Source organism: Corallococcus sp. CA047B (assembly GCF_003612065.1).
GTDB lineage: Bacteria > Myxococcota > Myxococcia > Myxococcales > Myxococcaceae > Corallococcus > Corallococcus praedator.
Map to the genome: position 1 here is coordinate 1 of NZ_RAWD01000027.1, position 15,633 is coordinate 15,633.

A 15,633-nucleotide genomic window follows, 5' to 3' on the forward strand; every position below is an offset into this window, starting at 1 on the left:
CCCCCCGGGTGGGAGGCACGGGCGGAAAGGGGCCTTGCGGCTACGGACCCACGGCCCTGGCCACCGCGTCCACCACCTCCTGGTCGGTGGGGAACGCCAGACCCGTCTTGCGGATGACGACCCGGCCGTTCACGGCGACTTCATAGATGCCCGAGGAGCCCTTCTTCAGCTCCGCTTCCAACTCCAGCTCTTCCTTCAGCGCGGCCGCCGCACGGGCGGCCCTGGGGGCATAGCCTCAAGCCGTGCAGTAGGTGATGGTCACCGTCGTCTGGGTCATGGAAAGCCTCCTGGCGTTTCGGGGTGCCCCCTTTCGTTAATCCTCGCGCGGGACAGGCGCCAGTGCCGAACGCGCGTTCCCCCTCCCGCCGCCACCCGCTAGCTTGCGCCCGCCATGACGACCGTCTTTCCGCCCCTGGAAGCCGCCTATGACCCGGAGGCCTTCCGGACCACCGCCCACGCCCTGATGGACCAGCTGGCGGACTACCTGAAGGCCGCGCTGAAGGGGGGCGCGATGCCGGTGCTGCCCTGGGCGCCGCCTTCCGTGAACCAGGAGCGCTTCGCCACGCCCTTCCCGGAGGAGCCTCCCGCCGAACTGGCCCCGGCCTTCGCGAACCTCATGGCGCGCGTGCTGGAGGGCTCCCACCACCTGCACCACCCGCGCTACGTGGGCCACCAGGTGACGGCGCCGCTGCCGCTCGCGGCCCTGTGCGACGCCGTGTCCTCGCTGCTCAACAACGGCATGGCCGTGTACGAAATGGGCCCCGTGGCCACCGCGATGGAGCACCACGTGCTCGCGTGGATGGCCGCGAAGCTGGGCCTGCCGGAGGGCGCCCGGGGCGTGCTCACCTCCGGGGGCAGCGCGGGCAACCTCACCGCGCTGCTCGCCGCGCGGCAGGCGAAGGCCGGCTTCGATGCGTGGAACGGCGGCGCGCACGCGGGCCCGCCCCTGACGGTGCTGGTGCCCCGCTCCGCCCACTACTGCCTGGCCCGGGCGGTCCGCATCATGGGCTGGGGCGAGGGCGGCCTCACGCCGGTGGACGTGGACGCGCACTTCCGCGTGCGGCCGGACGCGCTGGAGGACGCGCTCCAGGGGGCTGTCCAGAAGGGGCGCAAGCCCATCGCGGTGGTGGCCAGCGCGGGCTCCACCGCGACCGGCGCCTTCGACCCGCTAGAGCCGGTCGCGGACTTCGCCGAAAAGCACGGCCTGTGGTTCCACGTGGACGGCGCGCATGGGGCCGCGGCCAGCCTGAGCCCGAAGTACCGCGCGCAGGTGAAGGGCATTGAACGGGCGGACTCCGTGGTGTGGGACGCGCACAAGGGCCTCTTGATGCCCGCGCTGGTGACGGCGGTGCTCTTCCGCGACGGGGCGCGCTCCTTCGACGCCTTCTCCCAGGAGGCCCACTACCTCTTCCACGGCGACGACCCACGCCCCTACAGCGACGTGGGCCTGCGCACCCTGGAGTGCACCAAGGAGATGATGCCCCTCAAGGTGTACGCGTGCCTGTCCGTGCTGGGCACGCGCGTCTTCGAGGAGGCCGTCACCGCGTCCTACGACCAGGCCCGGAGGTTCGCGGCGATGCTCGCGGCCACCCCGGACTTCCAGGTGGCGGTGCCCCCGGACTGCAACATCGTCTGCTTCCGCCACACGCCCGCGCACATCCCGAAGGAAGGCTGGGATGCCCTCCAGGCCCGCCTGCGGGAGGCGCTGGTCACCCGGGGAAATTTCTACCTGGTGCAGACGCGGCTGCCGGACGGGGTGTACCTGCGCACCACCCTCATCCACCCCCTCACCGGGGATGGGGACCTGGAGGCCCTCCTGGAGGCCCTCCGGAGGGCGGCCGGACCCTGAATTTTGTGTGCAAGGGAGTCGCCCGGGGCCACGAAACGCGATAGGGGCGGGTCGCCATGCTCGTCTCGCTCGTCATCCCCGTCTACAACGAGATTCCCACCCTGGCGGAAATCCTCCGCCGTTGCATCGCCGTGGACTTCCCGAAGGAGCTCGTCCTGGTGGACGACTGCTCCAAGGACGGCAGCCGTGAATTCCTGCGGCAGTTGTCCGAACAGGGGCTCTCGCTGCTGGGGGGAAACCCGAAGAACCGCAACGAAGTGCGCGTGCTCTTCCAGGACAAGAACCAGGGCAAGGGGGCCGCGCTGCGCCGGGGGTTCGCCGAGGCCACGGGGGACATCATCCTCGTGCAGGACGCGGACCTGGAATACGACCCCCGGGACATCCCGCGCGTCATCCAGCCCATCCTGGACGGGGACGCGGACGTCGTCTTCGGCAGCCGCTTCATCGGTTCGCCGCGCCGGGTGCTCTATTACTGGCACACGGTGCTGAACAACCTGCTGACCATGCTCTCCAACATGACCAGCGGCCTCAACGTCACCGACATGGAAACCTGCTACAAGGCATTCCGTGCGGAGGTGTTGCGGTCCGTGCACGTGGAGGAGGACCGCTTCGGCTTCGAGCCCGAAATCACCGCCAAGGTGGCGCGCGGAAACTGGCGCGTGTTCGAGGTGCCCATCAGCTACCACGGGCGCACCTACGAGGAGGGTAAGAAGATTGGATGGAAGGACGGCGTGCGCGCCCTCTACGCCATCGCGAAGTACTCCGTGAAGCGCTGACGCCCGCCCGGCTGCTGTCCTGGGGGGGATGCGCTCAACCCTCCGGGCGGCACGGCGGGATTGCGGAGAATGGAACACAGCGGCCGCTGGGGCTGGTTATCCAGCAGGCGGAACCCCAAGGTGCTTCCGGCTTTTCTTCCTCCGTATTGCGGCGCGTAGTAGTTTCGTCAACGCACTCCGTCTGAAGGGCTGGGAAGTTTCGGGGCCCTTCCGAAAGTTTCCGCCCCCGTATGTTCGACTGGCTCCACACCCTGTTTTCGCGCGACCTCGCCATCGACCTGGGTACGGCGAACACGCTCATCTACATCCGCGGTCAGGGCATCGTCTCCAACGAGCCCTCGGTCGTGGCGGTGCAGCAGGATTCGCGCGGGGGCAAGAAGGTCCTCGCGGTGGGCAAGGAGGCCAAGGAGATGCTCGGCAGGACGCCGGGCAACATCGTGGCCATCCGGCCCATGAAGGACGGCGTCATCGCCGACTTCGAAATCACCGCCGCGATGCTGCGCTACTTCATCCAGAGCGCGCACAACCGCAAGACGCTGGTGAACCCCCGCATCATCATCGGCATCCCGTCCGGCATCACGGAGGTGGAGCGCCGCGCGGTGCGCGAAGCGGCCGCCAACGCGGGCGCCCGGGAGGTCTACCTCATCGAGCAGCCCATGGCCGCGGCGATTGGCGCGGGCCTGCCGGTGACGGAGCCCAGCGGCAACATGATTGTCGACATCGGCGGTGGCACATCCGACGTCGCGGTCATCAGCCTCGCGGGCATCGTGTTCGCCAAGTCGGTGCGCATTGGCGGCGACAAGCTGGACGAGGCGATCATCCAGTACGTCAAGCGCAAGTACAACCTGCTCATCGGTGAGCGCACGGCGGAGCTCATCAAGATGGGCATCGGCACGGCGTACCCGACGGACGAGGTCATGACCATGGAGATCAAGGGTCGCGACCTGGTGGCCGGCGTGCCGCGCACGCTCACGGTGTCCAGCGACGAGGTTCGCGACGCGCTCGCCGAGCCCGTCAACGGCATCGTGGAGGCCGTGAAGCTGACGCTGGAGCGCACGCCCCCGGAATTGGCCGGTGACATCGCCGACAGGGGCATCGTGCTGGCCGGTGGCGGCGCGCTGCTCAAGAACCTGGACACGCTGCTGCGCGAGGAGACCGGCCTGCCGGTGTTCCTCGCTGAGGACCCGCTCTCCGCCGTGGTGATTGGCGCGGGCAAGGCGCTGGAGTCGCTCGACATCCTCCGTCAGGTCTGCCAGCCGGGCTGAAGTCCCCTTCGCCCTTCGCTGCACCGTGACGGCGCTGGACCCGCTTTTCAGGGGTCGGCGCCGTTCGCGTTTCCGGCCTCCGGGGTGCCTGCGGCGGGGGTGCCTGCGGCGGGGGCGTCCTTCGGCGGAGGCAGCCCGGTGGGCTCCACCACCCGCGCCACGCAGTTGGGGCGGCGTCCCTCGCGGTTGTTCTCCTCCTGGTTCCAACGCTGGATGAGGTCGCCCTTCAGCATGACCATGACGCCCTCGGGGTGCTTGTGGGGCACCTTGGTGTCCATGCACGCGTCGAAGGCGAGCTTCACCCAGACAGGCGCGGCGCGGGCAGCGAAGCCCTGGAGCGCATCCAGCCCCCCGAGCCCGTCCAGCCGGCCGGTGAACACCGTGTAGCCCTCCTTCGCCTCACGGCGGGCGCGGACCAGCACCGCGGCGGCGCGCAGGTCCGGGGCCAGACGGGAGAACGCCGGGGTGACCTCACCGGAGTGCAGGTACTTGAGCAGCGCGTCGCGGGCGAAGAGCAGCGGCAGGGACGTGGTGAAGAGGCGCTTGCCCCGCGCATCCCCCGTGCGCGTGAGCTCCAGGGCGAGCAGCGCGACGACCTCCGGCGCCATGCGGGAGAGCACCGCGTCGGACTCCTTCGCGGCCTGCTCCATCGCGTGTGCGGGCTGCTCCAGCGTGCCCCGCGTGAGGGCCAGCACCGTCTGGTCGATGGGGGACTTCAGCGCCAGCCGCTCCTCCTCCTTCGGCATCCGCCGGCCGGTGAGCAGATCCAACAGCAGCATCCGCTCCGGCTGCCGCGTCATCGCCGGGGGAATCCAGTCGCGCAGCACGTAGGGCGTGTGCGCGGGCCCGACGACCTCCGCCAGCCGCCCGGCCAGCACCAGGAAGTCCCAGCTCCGGTGGCGGGGGTCCTGGCCAAAGCGGTGCACCAGCGCCGTCGCCGCGTCCTTGCGCCACGCGCGCAGGTGGATGCGGACGAACAGCTCCAACTGCTCCACGGTTTCAGGCGGATGCTTCGCGGCGAACGCCTCCAGCCGGCTGGAGGTGTCCCGCACGAAGTCCCGGGTGGGGCCCCACGTCAGCTCGCGCGACGCCAGCGGGTCCTCCAGCTCCTTGCGCCAGCGGGCCTCCAGCAGGGCACGGCCGACGTCGGGCGAGTCTGGGAAGCGCTTCGCCAGGCTCTCGTATTCAGGCAGGGCCAGGGACGACAGCACTTCCAGCGTGCGGGCCCGCCGCAGGTAGAGGGCGGGCAGTGGCTGGTCCCGGAACGCGTTCTCGTGCTCGTAGTAGCGCTCCAGGGCCTCCTTTCCCAGGCCGGCGGAGGCCATCAGGTCCTGCGCCAGGGATTGGGCGCCCAGGTCGTTCTGCCACTGGTGCATCAGCATCCGGGCGAAGGTCGCGGTGTTCTTCGCGCGCGGGTCGCCGGGCCGGTGGTCGTGGGTCTGCGCATCCGCGAGCAGGACGCTGCGGGCCCCCAGCTCGCGCGCTCGGACGTTGCCCGCCTCCACCTCCGCGACGGCGGAGGCCACCTGTCCCGCGAGCTGCCAGCGGCCGGCCTCCATGTGGCCGAGCACGGTGGATTCCCAGTCCGCCTTCGCGACGACGAGCGCCTCGTCCGGGAAGAGCAGCGACCCGGTGCCCGGCAGCGGCCGCCGGCTCAACAGACCCATCGTGCGCGACGCCGAGGGCCCCTGGCCTTCCAGCGTCGCCGCGCCGCGCACGTTGTAGACGATGTGGTCGCCGGCCGTCGGCAGCACCACGTCCTCGAAGGGCCACTCCGAACCGGGCCAGCTCGCCCGGCCGTGCGGTACTTCGCCCTTCTCCAGCGTCACGACGCCGTCCACCCGTGCACCGGGCGCCACCTCCCAGTGCTGCGCGCCGATGCGCACCACCACCGGCCGCGACAAGCCATTGATCACCGACACGGCGTGCTTCTGGCCCAGGCTGAGCAGCGCGCCGCCCAGCCCCACGCCCACGCAGAGCCCCAACACCACGCAGCCCACGACGCCCGCGCGGCGCCACGCCCGCCGTGCCGGGGGCGGCACCTGCCCGATGACCTGGAGCGGCGCCGACGGCGTCCCTCGCACCAGGTAGTCGTTGAGCGGCCACACCGGCAGCCCCAGCACCGTCACGGTGCGCTCGGCGACGAAGGGTGCGTCAGGCGCGGTAGGCGCGGGCTGGCCCTTCCAGCGCAGGCCCGTGCCCAGGAAGGAAGGCGTCCGGGGCGTCGGGGCCGAGGTGACGAACGCCCCCCGGTCCTCCACCAGCGCGGCGAGCAGCTCCCGCGTGGGCCCCGGCCGCTCCTGCGCCAGCCGTTGCATCAGCAGCGCGTGCACCTTCCACGCGTCTCCTCGCGCGAGCGCCTCCGCCAGTGCGGCGTCCGGCAGCAGCTCGGCCAGACGTGGAGCGCGCTCCAGCAGGCCGCTGGGATCCGTGGGCAGGGCGAGGGACATGGGGGCGCATTCAACCCATCACCCGGAGGGTGGGGGCAAGCCCCCGAGCCTTGAATCGCCTCCGGCGGGTGCCCGATGCTCCGCGCCATGGACGTGATGGACTTCTGGATCCTCTCCGTGATTCTGGCGCTCGGGCTGGGGCGCTTCCTGCAGATGCGCGACATGCGCCGCGCGCCTTCCCAGGAGCAAGCGGTGACTCCCCGCAAGCTGACCCCCATGCGCATCACCGCGCGGGTCCTGCTGGGCTATGCCTACCTCGTGGCCGCGCTGCTGATGATCCGCTTCCTCGTCGGCCGGGCATAGATGGCAACCCGGGCCGACGGGCCGGCCCTCAGTGCTTGCCGTACTCCAGCTTCGTGCCCTTGCGCTGCGCGTAGATGTACGCCTCCATCGCGCGCATCCTCGGGTCCCCGTCCGCCAGCGGCTTGCCGCGCGCCGGGTTCTCGATGCACCAGTTGATCATGTCGCGCAGCAGCGCCACGCGGCCCAGCTGCACCTGGTACTTGGGATAGGTCTCCGGGTGGGTGTTGGCCCCGTCCGGATGGCACATGTCACACGACACGCCCACCGTCCCGCCCACGGCCTCCGCGTCGTGGAACACGCGGTGTCCCTCCTTCACGAACGCCTGCGTGGAGTCCGCCCATATCTGCTCGTCGCGCTCGGAGTAGGCGCCGTAGGTGTGGCCCGTCTGAAGATTGGCCTTCTGCTGCTGGGGCACCGCCTTCGCGCCGGACTCCGCGCCCACGCCGCCCTGACTCACGTCGCTGCTGGCGGGCTTCGCGCCCGGGTTGGGCTGCGGCGCGGGCGCGGGGGACTTCTTCGCGTTGGGGGGCGTGGCCTGGGCCAGCGCGGGCCCCGGGACCTCGTCCCAGAGCGCGTCCGGGTTCTTCTGGCGCCAGTCCGCCATCAGCTTCGAGGAGGCGCGCAGGGCCTGCTCGCGCGTGAGCTTCTGGCCCTCCTTCACGCCCTCCACTTCCAGCGACGTCTCACCGTCGCAAAGGCCCAACACCAGGTTGCCGTCCTTCGACGCGGGGACGGCGTGCTTCGGCAGGGGCTCCGACACCGGAGGCGCCGGCTTCGTGACGGGGGACGTGGCCAGCGCCACGCCCCCGGCGAAGGACAGGGCCGCGCACGGGACCACGAGCAGCTTCATTCGCAAGGTCATGAGAGGGGGTCCTCGTCGAGGCTAGTAGGTGGGCAGCTTGGGCTTGGGAGGCGAAGCCTGCTTGCCATTGGAGGCCAGGTAGCTGGAGCGCACGGTGATGGGGTCGCGCTGCCAGAGGTTGTAGACCTTGTCCACGAGCCCTGACTCCAGCACGTCCATGCGGCCGGTCCCGCAGCCGTCGAACTGGCTGAACGGATCCGCGCGGTTCATGGGCACCGTGAGCGCGGGCAGACCCTCCGGCGCGTACGGCCACGGCCACGCGGTGGACAGCATCCCGTGGAACTGGATGTTGCCAATGCGGTTGCTGAGCAGCTGGTGCGTGTGGCCGTGGATGACGGTGACCTTGTCGTACGGCTTGAGGATGGCCTGCACCTCGTCCGCGTCGTCGGTCCAGAAGTTCCAGGGCTTGTAATACTTGTAGAGCGGCGAGTGGCTGAAGACGATGAGGGGCGTCGTCTTCGCCACCTTGGCCAGGTCGTTCTGGAGCCACTGGCGCTGCTCCCCGCCGACCTCGAAGCGGGACTGGATGCCATTGTCCAGGCCGGCGACGATCTTCATTCGCTCCATGGGGGTGAGCTTCCGCTCCGTCCAGAAATCCTTCTCATGGATGGAGTTGAGCACCACGAAGTGCACGCCCTTGTGGTCGAAGGAGTAGTTGGGCGCGCCGAACAGGTCGCGCCACAGCTCGCCCATGTCCAGGAACCAGTCGTGTTCGCCCACCATCATCTTGATGGGGGCCTTCACGCTCTTGAGGATCTGGGCGCCCAGCTTGAGCTCACCCGCCTGCCCCAGCTGCGCCAGGTCCCCGCCGAACAGCACGAAGTCCGGCTGCGGGTCCAACGCGTTGACGTCATCCACGGCCTTGAGGATGGCGCGCACGAAGCGGTCGTTGAGCTTGTTCTCATACAGGTGCGTGTCGGAGATGTACGCAAAGGAGAACTTCGGCTTCTCTCCCTGCGCCTCCGCCACGTTGACCAGTTGGAAGCTCTGGGGCGTGAGCTTGCCCATGCCCGCGACGATGCCGGCGGAGATGCCCGCGACGCGGAGGAAGGCGCGGCGGTCCAGCTTCTTCAGGCCCTCGAAGAAGGCCTCGCGCTCGGCGTAGTGCTTGGTTTCGATGCTCCGGAACTTGTTGCCCATGGCGCGCCTCCGCTATTGCTGCTTGGTGGTCGTCACCGGGGTGACGTCGCCGTAGATGCCCAGGTCCGCCGGGTTCTTCACGTTCAGGTCCGGGTTGGGCGCCAGGTCGCCCAGGTTGCCCTTCTTGCCCAGGGCCACCGCGGTGTCCCGCTCCGGCCGGGTGTTCTTCCGGGCGCGCTGCTTCGCGAGCTGCTCCTTGTTGAGCTTGTCGAACTTCGTGTCCGTGAGCGTGAAGAGGAACGCCACCACGTCGTCGATTTCCGGCTCCGTGAGGCCCAGCCGCTGCATCCCTCCGTCGAGGAAGGGATTGGCCACGCCGCCCTTGTTGTAGTGGTCCATCACGTCCCACAGCGTGGTGAGCGACCCGTCGTGCATGTACGGCCCGGTGATGCCCACGTTGCGCAGGGTGGGCGTCTTGAACGAGCCCACGTCGTTCTCCTGCTTCGTCACCAGGAAGCGCCCCAGCTCGGAGAACTCCGTCTGGAGCGCCAGCTCGTCGATCTGCTTCTCATCCCCGGTGCGCACCACCTGCACGCCCTTGCGCGCCAGGGTAACGAAGTCCTGCTTGTGCGCGGCGACGCCGATGTTGTGGAACTTCTGGTCGCTGAACAGCGGCGACACGGCGTTGCCCGCGTGACAGGAGTTGCAGCGCGCCTTGCCGTTGAAGAGCGCCCAGCCGTTCTTCTCCGACGCGGTGAGCGCCTTGGCGTCGCCGGTGATGAACTTGTCGAAGCGCGCGCTGCCAGAGAACTGCATCCGTTCGAACGCGGCGATGGCCGCCGCCAGGTCGTCGTAGTTCACCTCGCGGCCGAAGACCTTCTGGAACTCCGCGGCGTACTCCGGGATGGCCCGCACCTTCTTCACGACGGACGCCTCGTCCGGCATGCCCATCTCACGCGGGTTGAGGATGGGCAGCTTCGCTTGGTCCTCCAGCGTGCCCGCGCGGCCGTCCCAGAACTGGGTGGCGTTGAAGAGCGCGTTGAGCACCGTGGGGCTGTTGCGCGTCACCTTCTGCTGGCGGATGCCCTCCGACAGCGCCTTGCCGTCGGTGAAGCCCAACTCCGGCTCATGGCACGTCATGCACGCCACGGTGTTGTCCGCCGACAGGCGCTTCTCCCGGAAGAGCTTCTCCCCCAGCGCCACCTTCTCCGGCGTGGGCTCCGAACCCGGCGGCACCGCCAGCCGCCACAGCGTCGCGGAGACGCCGGGTGGCAGCTTCAGAGGAGGCGTGGAGGAGGCCTGCGAAGGCGGGGACGCTGCGAGCCCCACACCGGTGTTCAGCACCACGGCGAGCACCGTGACGACGCCCGAAGGCAGCCGCATGACACCCCTCCCGCCAGCCTTCAGGAGCCCACGCGGGACATCCGCGCGACCTGCGACCGGATGCCTCTCATTTCACGCAAGAGGGGCAAATCGGGCAATGTCACTCCGACGCGGGGGCGCGTGAAGTGTCTTGGATTCGAACCTCCGCACCCACCGTGCGAGTCGGGTCCCGATTGGGCTTCATCTTTCCGTGGAGGCTGAACGCTGGCTCACATCCGCGACGGCCTTGCGCAGCCAGGCATGCGCCGGGTCGTGTTGCATGCGCTCGTGCCAGAGCTGGCTCACAGTGAAGCCCGCCAGTTCCAGGGGAGGGCTCAGCAGCTTCAGCCGGAACGCGGGCGCCAGCAGGAGCGCCATGCGCTCCGGGGCGAGCAGCAGCAGGTCCGTCCGGGCGACCATGAAGACGGCCAGGAAGAAGTGCGGCACCGCCACCATGACCTGACGGGACTTGCCCAGGCGGGCCAGGGCCTCGTCCGCCAGACTTCCCGTGCCCCCCATGGGCGCCACGCTGATGTGCCCGTGTTCCAGATAGCGCCCGAGCGTCAGCCGCCCCTTCGTGACGGGGTGGCCTTCCCGGGCGAGGCAGACGAAGCGCTCCTGGAAGAGCGCCTGGACGCGGAAGGCGGAGGGCATGTTCCCGAAGATTCCGAGCGCAAGGTCCAGGCTGCCCCGTTCGAGCGCGTCCTCCAGGCCCTCCCCGGGCCCGCGCACGCGCACGGACACACCCGAGGCGGCCACGCGGGTGAGTTCCTGCATCAACGGTGGGAGCACCACCATGCCCGCGAGGTCCGCCGAGGACAGCCAGAAGGTCCGCCGCGCCGTGGCCGGGTCGAACTTGCGCGCACCGTGCAGCGCCCCGCGAAGCTGCTCCAGCGCCGCGCGCAACACGGGCGCCAGCGACTCCGCCAGCGGCGTGGGCACCATGCGCCCGCCACTGGGGATGACCAGCGGGTCGCCCAGCCGGTGGCGGAGCCGGGCCAGCGCGTGGCTCACCGCCGACTGGCTCACCCCCAGCCGGGCCGCGGCGGCCCGATTGCTGCCCTCGGTGAGGACGGCGTCCAGGAAGACGAAGAGGTTGAGGTCGCGGACATCGATGTGAAGGTTGTTCATTCGGGAGGTGACGACGTTTCAGTCCATTCAATCACATCCCGGGGCTACTTTTCCTCGTGTCACCCGCACCCGGAGCCGCCATGAAGAACCTCTCCCTCGCCGCCATCGCCACGCTGTGCCTCGCCACCCAGGCGCTCGCCGCCGAACCGCCCAGCATCGTGGGGCACTGGAAGTCCACGCAGTGCGAGGTCCGCCCGGGCGCGGGGGACCAGAAGTATTACGTGAAGCGCGACTTCACCTATTCCAAGACGGACTCCAAGGCGGTCATCACCTTCTACGTGGACGGCACGTGTGACGAGGCGAAGAAGATGTCCCGCGTGGTCATCACCGGCCCCTATGCCGTGCGCTCCCCGGCCATCGACAAGGCGGGCGCGACCCAGGGCGCGTCTCCTGCCCACTTCCTCTTCTCCACGCTGAAGATCACGCCCCTGGCGGAGGGCTTCGCGCAGTACCTCAACAGCGCGCCCCCCGGGACGTGTGGCACGCAGAAGTGGACGGTGGGCAAGGAGCAGGATGTCACGGGCACCAATGGGTGTTCGGTGATCTTCTCCTTCAACACCTGCCCCTGGGAGCAGGACGTCGTGAAGGTCACGGGGGATGAGCTGTTCTTCGGAGCCCGACCGGCCACCGGAGGCTGCAACGCCGACGCCACGCACATGCCGGCGGACCTCCAGGTGCCGCTCAAGCGCGCGAAGTAGCCTCGCGGCCTAATAGGTCGTCGCGCGCAGGGTCACGTTCGCGATGGACGTGGGGTTGTGCACGGAGACGTACCAGGTGCCGGCGGCGGGGCTGGGAATGGAGCAGTACTCCGCGGTGCCGCCGTCGGTCGACGTGCAGACGAAGGTGCTCGTCGGGGGCGCCGCGGTGTGGACGTAGAGGTTGGCGTCGCCGGTGCCGCCGCTCAGCCGGACATTGAGGGACGGGGTCCCCGCAGCGACGGTGAAGGAGCGATGGAGCCACTGGCCCGCGGTGGGGACCGACAGGACTTCGGACAGGCGCGGGGTGACGGGTCGGCTGCGGATGTTCGTCACCCACGGCTCGATGGCCGAGACGCGGGCGAAGACGCTCGGATGGTTGGCCTGTCCGCAGCCCGCGGTCCAGCTCGTGAGTCCCGCGAGGAGCTTCCCCGACGCGCCGTTGACGACCAGCGGGCCACCACTGTCCCCATGGCAGATGCTCTGTCCCGCGACGCCACCCGCGGCGATCATGGAGGCGGTCAGCGGAGGCGCGGCGTTCGTGTACGCGCTGATGGGCAGGTCCACGGTCCGCAGGTCGTCCTGGGGCGCGCCGAACGGGACCAGACCTCCCCAGCCCGTCGCGGTGGCGATGACGCCCACATCGGTGCGTCCGGCCGTCACATCCGCCGCCGTGGCCATGGTGATGCCCTTCACCGTGGTGGCGTTCAAGGTCAGCGGAGAGGCGAGCCGTACGAGCGCCACATCCATGTCGAGCGTGCTCGGAATGTAGCCCGGGTGCAGCAGGAAGTCGGCCACCTGCACGACCTGCCCCGTGGAGGTCATCAAGCTGCGGGTCGCGCTGCCCGCGCCAAGGCTCACGGTCGCGGGGTTCCTGCCGGCGACGCAGTGCTGCGCGGTGAGGACGTACCATTGGCCCAGGATGGCACCGCCACAGAAGTGCGCGCCGCTGGCGGTCCGCAAGGAGACCTGCCAGGGAGCGTTCGTGATGGCCGTGGTGGTGCCACCGACAATCTCTTGCGCCGCCTCCCCCACTTCCGCCCCGTCCACCGGCAGGTCCTGCGGACCGCAGCCTCCCATCAACGCGGCGCCCATCGCGCCCAGGGACAGGACCGCGCGGATGCGGTGCGAAGACTTCGTGCGGGACATCAAGGGCAAGGAGGCCACGGGGACACACTCCACGAGCAGAAGGTTCGAGGCAGGCATTGCAGGGGACATGCCTCGCAGGCTCCCAGTGCCAGCGTGGGGTGCGAGCCCGCCCACGCGGCCCGTGACACGTCAGGGCGTGTTCCTGACGCGTCCGTGGAACCAATAGACCGTCACGCGCAGGTTCGCGCCCGCGTAGTCGGCGGCGCCCAGCACGCAGACGTACCAGGTGCCGGCGGCGGGGCTGGGAAGGGAGCAGTACTCCGCGTTGCCACCGGTGCCCGTCGAGGCGCAGGTGTACGGGGTGGAGGTGGGCGTCGCGGTGTGGACATAGAGGTCGCCGTTGCCCGTGCCATCGCCCAGCGCCACGTTGAGGGACGCGGCGCCCACCGGCATGGTGGCGGTGAAGTGGGTCCACGTGCCCGTCAGGCCGGCCACCCCCGTCTGGGACAGGAGCGAGCTGGAGGTCCGACCCGCGACGTCGGTGAGCCATGTCTGGAATGAAGGGATGCGGGCATGCATGCGCGGGGTGTTGGGCCGTCCACAACTGTTCGAACCCCAGCTCACCACGCCCGCGAGGATCTTCCCGGATGCGCCGTTGACGACCACCGGCCCTCCGTTGTCACCCTGGCAGGTGTCCGGACCGCCCATGGAACCGGTCCCCGTGGCGAGCTGATCCGCGGTGATGGGCCCGAACACGGGGATGGCGGCGAAGTTGGAGACGATGGGCAGACCCACCTTGCGCAGGGTGTCCGGCAGCGGGTTGGGACCACTCAACGCCGTCAGGCCCCAGCCCGTCTCGGTGGCGGTGATGCCCGGCGCGAGGAAGCCCGCCGTCTCGTCCGAGCGCGTGGCCAGGGGGCAGTTCTGCGCGGTGACGATGGAGCTGGCGTCGAGGATGGCGCCCCCGCAGAAGGCCGTACCGCCCGCGTCCTGCAACGACACCATCCAGGGGAAGTCCGTGATGAGGGCATTCGTGCCCCCGACAATCTCCTGATGCGTCCGTACCCAGGGAGGACAGCACGCACTTCGAAGGAGAAGAGGCCAGGGGACACACTCCTGAGAGGGATTGCGAGCATCTAGCACCCGCGCCTCCGGCCATGCCATCGCCCTACGGGCTGTCACCGCGCCGCGTCGCGCATGGCGCTACGGTTCGGGGACGCGCAGGTCGCGCGAGCGCAGCAGCATCGCGGACGCGGTGGCCGGGGCGAGCACCGACGCGACGATGATGCACCAGTCCCAAGGCCCCCGGGCCCGGACCGCGTTGAAGGTGACGGCCTGCACCAATGTCAGACACGCATCCGCGGTGGTGAGCCGGCCCAGCAGCGTGGCCAGTCCATCCCGCCAACGGCGCATCAGGAGCAGCAGGCCCGCGACCAGCCCGGCGTCGAACAGCACCCAGCCGCCCTGCACCCAGGGCGAGGGGAACCACCGTGTGCTCACCGGCAGCGCGAGCAGCAACGTCCACGGCACCAGCAGCGCGGTCAGCGTGCGCACGAAGAAGCGCGGCCTTCGCAGCAGCGTGAGGAGCCCGAACTTCACCAGGCTGCCCCGCGCGAAGGCTCGCAGCGCGTCGTAGACGGCCCAGGGGGCGGGTTCGTCCGCCGGATGGGAGAGGAAGAGGGGCACCCACGCGTCGGGGCGGAACTTGGCCTTGAAGGCGCGCAGGCCCTCGAAGTCGAACAGGGGCCGGCCGGCGGTGCGCGCGAATCGCAGCCACGGGCGCACCGGGCCCGAAAGCGGCGCCAGCCCCAGCGTCACATACCGACGGCCGTTCGCCGCGGCGGCGCGCATCGCGGCATCCACCAGGGTCTCCGCGGTGCCGTTGGGCGCGGAGGGTTCGCGCAGCAGGTCCTGGAGGAACCAGCCGTCGCGCGCGAACACGGGCGTCACGGACAGGAAGCCCACCACGCGGCCCTCCACCTCCGCGACGAAGGCCCGGCGCTCGCGGGCGAAGGCGTCCGGGGCCAGCCCCACCAGGAAGCCCATGGTCGCCATCCGCCGGGACGCAAGCCAATGCTCGGCCAGCACCTCCACGGCTTCGCGCAGCGGGTGGCCCGGCGTCTCCATCACCTCCGCGGGCACCTCGCGCACGCGGACGGCGTGGGCCCGGGCGCGGCGCAGTTGTTCGCGCAGGCTGCGGCTGCCGCGCACCACCGTCTCCCAGTTCGCCGGGTCCCATACCGGCTGCTCTCCGATGGGCAGCTCGTGGAACGGGACGAGCTGGGAGAAGCGCGCTTCGGTGGCGAAGAAGCCCACGCGCCGGCCCGCGCTCCGGGCCGCCTGATGGAAGCCCTCCACCAGGTCCCGCACCCGCTCCGGCGCGGCGATGGGGCCACCTCCCGCCACCCACGCGCCGCCCGTGTCCACGTACGCCACGCACCCGTCTCCCCCTGGCGCGAACCAGTAGCGGAAGCCCGGTTGCAGCACCTGGAAGGACGTCGCGTTCCAGCCGTGTTGGCGCAGGAGCGCCAGCACCCGTTCGCGTTCGTCCTCCGCGCCCTGGGCGGAGGGTGGAGGGGAAGCGGCCATGTCGTTTGCGTTCAAGCTACGTCCCGCCCGGCCCCACCGCCAGACAAAGCCTTCTCCGAGCCTGCTGGCGAGCGGGTGGGCCACCGCCCGGACGCGGCGTGCGAGGCAGCCTGTCCCTGCGTGATTCGCGCGCCCGGAAGGATCCAATCGGGCCGCGGAAACGCACTGTTGGAAGGACGTCC

14 protein-coding genes are annotated in these 15,633 nt (G+C 70.0%); 5 read left to right on the forward strand and 9 right to left on the reverse strand.

Going from position 1 to position 15,633, the window contains the following annotated elements; genetic code table 11:
• Positions 1-40 precede the first annotated feature (40 nt).
• Positions 41-277: a SelT/SelW/SelH family protein gene (locus tag D7X74_RS42940; RefSeq protein ID WP_233595375.1), complete on the reverse strand. Its 237-nt coding sequence runs from the start codon at positions 275-277 to the stop codon at positions 41-43.
• A 114-nt stretch (positions 278-391) separates the two neighbouring features.
• Between D7X74_RS42940 and D7X74_RS07075 the strand changes: the two genes are divergently transcribed.
• From D7X74_RS07075 to D7X74_RS07085, 3 genes are all read left to right on the forward strand, one after another.
• The gene (locus tag D7X74_RS07075) at positions 392-1,849 is read left to right on the forward strand and encodes a pyridoxal-dependent decarboxylase (RefSeq protein WP_120532159.1); all 1,458 of its coding nucleotides are present in this window, start codon (positions 392-394) and stop codon (positions 1,847-1,849) included.
• A gap of 56 nt (positions 1,850-1,905) precedes the next feature.
• Positions 1,906-2,625 (forward strand): glycosyltransferase family 2 protein, encoded by a 720-nt coding sequence (locus D7X74_RS07080; protein WP_120532160.1) that lies wholly within the window; start codon positions 1,906-1,908, stop codon positions 2,623-2,625.
• A gap of 230 nt (positions 2,626-2,855) precedes the next feature.
• Positions 2,856-3,890 (forward strand): rod shape-determining protein, encoded by a 1,035-nt coding sequence (locus D7X74_RS07085; RefSeq protein ID WP_014400170.1) that lies wholly within the window; start codon positions 2,856-2,858, stop codon positions 3,888-3,890.
• Between the two features lie 47 nt (positions 3,891-3,937).
• Here D7X74_RS07085 and D7X74_RS07090 read toward each other — a convergent pair whose 3' ends face one another.
• Positions 3,938-6,340: a hypothetical protein gene (locus D7X74_RS07090; protein WP_120532161.1), complete on the reverse strand. Its 2,403-nt coding sequence runs from the start codon at positions 6,338-6,340 to the stop codon at positions 3,938-3,940.
• Between the two features lie 75 nt (positions 6,341-6,415).
• Between D7X74_RS07090 and D7X74_RS07095 the strand changes: the two genes are divergently transcribed.
• Positions 6,416-6,643, forward strand: coding sequence for a hypothetical protein (locus D7X74_RS07095; RefSeq protein WP_120532162.1), 228 nt, complete (start codon positions 6,416-6,418; stop codon positions 6,641-6,643).
• A gap of 28 nt (positions 6,644-6,671) precedes the next feature.
• On the opposite strand, the gene D7X74_RS44040 is transcribed toward D7X74_RS07095, so the two are convergent.
• The 4 genes from D7X74_RS44040 to D7X74_RS07115 all read right to left on the reverse strand — a co-directional run bounded on the left by D7X74_RS44040 (position 6,672) and on the right by D7X74_RS07115 (position 11,078).
• Entirely contained in the window at positions 6,672-7,505 is an 834-nt protein-coding gene (locus D7X74_RS44040) for a c-type cytochrome (protein WP_233602002.1), read from the reverse strand.
• A gap of 21 nt (positions 7,506-7,526) precedes the next feature.
• A complete protein-coding gene (locus tag D7X74_RS07105; RefSeq protein WP_120532163.1) occupies positions 7,527-8,645 on the reverse strand; it encodes a metallophosphoesterase in 1,119 nt (372 codons plus the stop codon).
• Between the two features lie 12 nt (positions 8,646-8,657).
• Positions 8,658-9,968: a cytochrome-c peroxidase gene (locus D7X74_RS07110; RefSeq protein ID WP_120532164.1), complete on the reverse strand. Its 1,311-nt coding sequence runs from the start codon at positions 9,966-9,968 to the stop codon at positions 8,658-8,660.
• Between the two features lie 180 nt (positions 9,969-10,148).
• Entirely contained in the window at positions 10,149-11,078 is a 930-nt protein-coding gene (locus D7X74_RS07115; protein ID WP_120532165.1) for a LysR family transcriptional regulator, read from the reverse strand.
• An 80-nt stretch (positions 11,079-11,158) separates the two neighbouring features.
• On the opposite strand from D7X74_RS07115, the gene D7X74_RS07120 reads away from it, so the two are divergent.
• Complete coding sequence (locus tag D7X74_RS07120) at positions 11,159-11,776, forward strand: hypothetical protein (RefSeq protein WP_120532166.1); 618 nt, start codon at positions 11,159-11,161, stop codon at positions 11,774-11,776.
• Positions 11,777-11,785: 9 nt separating this feature from the next.
• On the opposite strand, the gene D7X74_RS07125 is transcribed toward D7X74_RS07120, so the two are convergent.
• The 3 genes from D7X74_RS07125 to D7X74_RS07135 form a co-directional block, all read right to left on the reverse strand.
• Positions 11,786-12,940 (reverse strand): trypsin-like serine protease, encoded by a 1,155-nt coding sequence (locus D7X74_RS07125; RefSeq protein ID WP_158622192.1) that lies wholly within the window; start codon positions 12,938-12,940, stop codon positions 11,786-11,788.
• Positions 12,941-13,051: 111 nt separating this feature from the next.
• Complete coding sequence (locus tag D7X74_RS07130; protein WP_120532168.1) at positions 13,052-14,026, reverse strand: trypsin-like serine protease; 975 nt, start codon at positions 14,024-14,026, stop codon at positions 13,052-13,054.
• 39 nt (positions 14,027-14,065) lie between these two features.
• Positions 14,066-15,451: a bifunctional lysylphosphatidylglycerol flippase/synthetase MprF gene (locus tag D7X74_RS07135; protein ID WP_120532169.1), complete on the reverse strand. Its 1,386-nt coding sequence runs from the start codon at positions 15,449-15,451 to the stop codon at positions 14,066-14,068.
• Between the last annotated feature and the right edge of the window lie 182 nt (positions 15,452-15,633).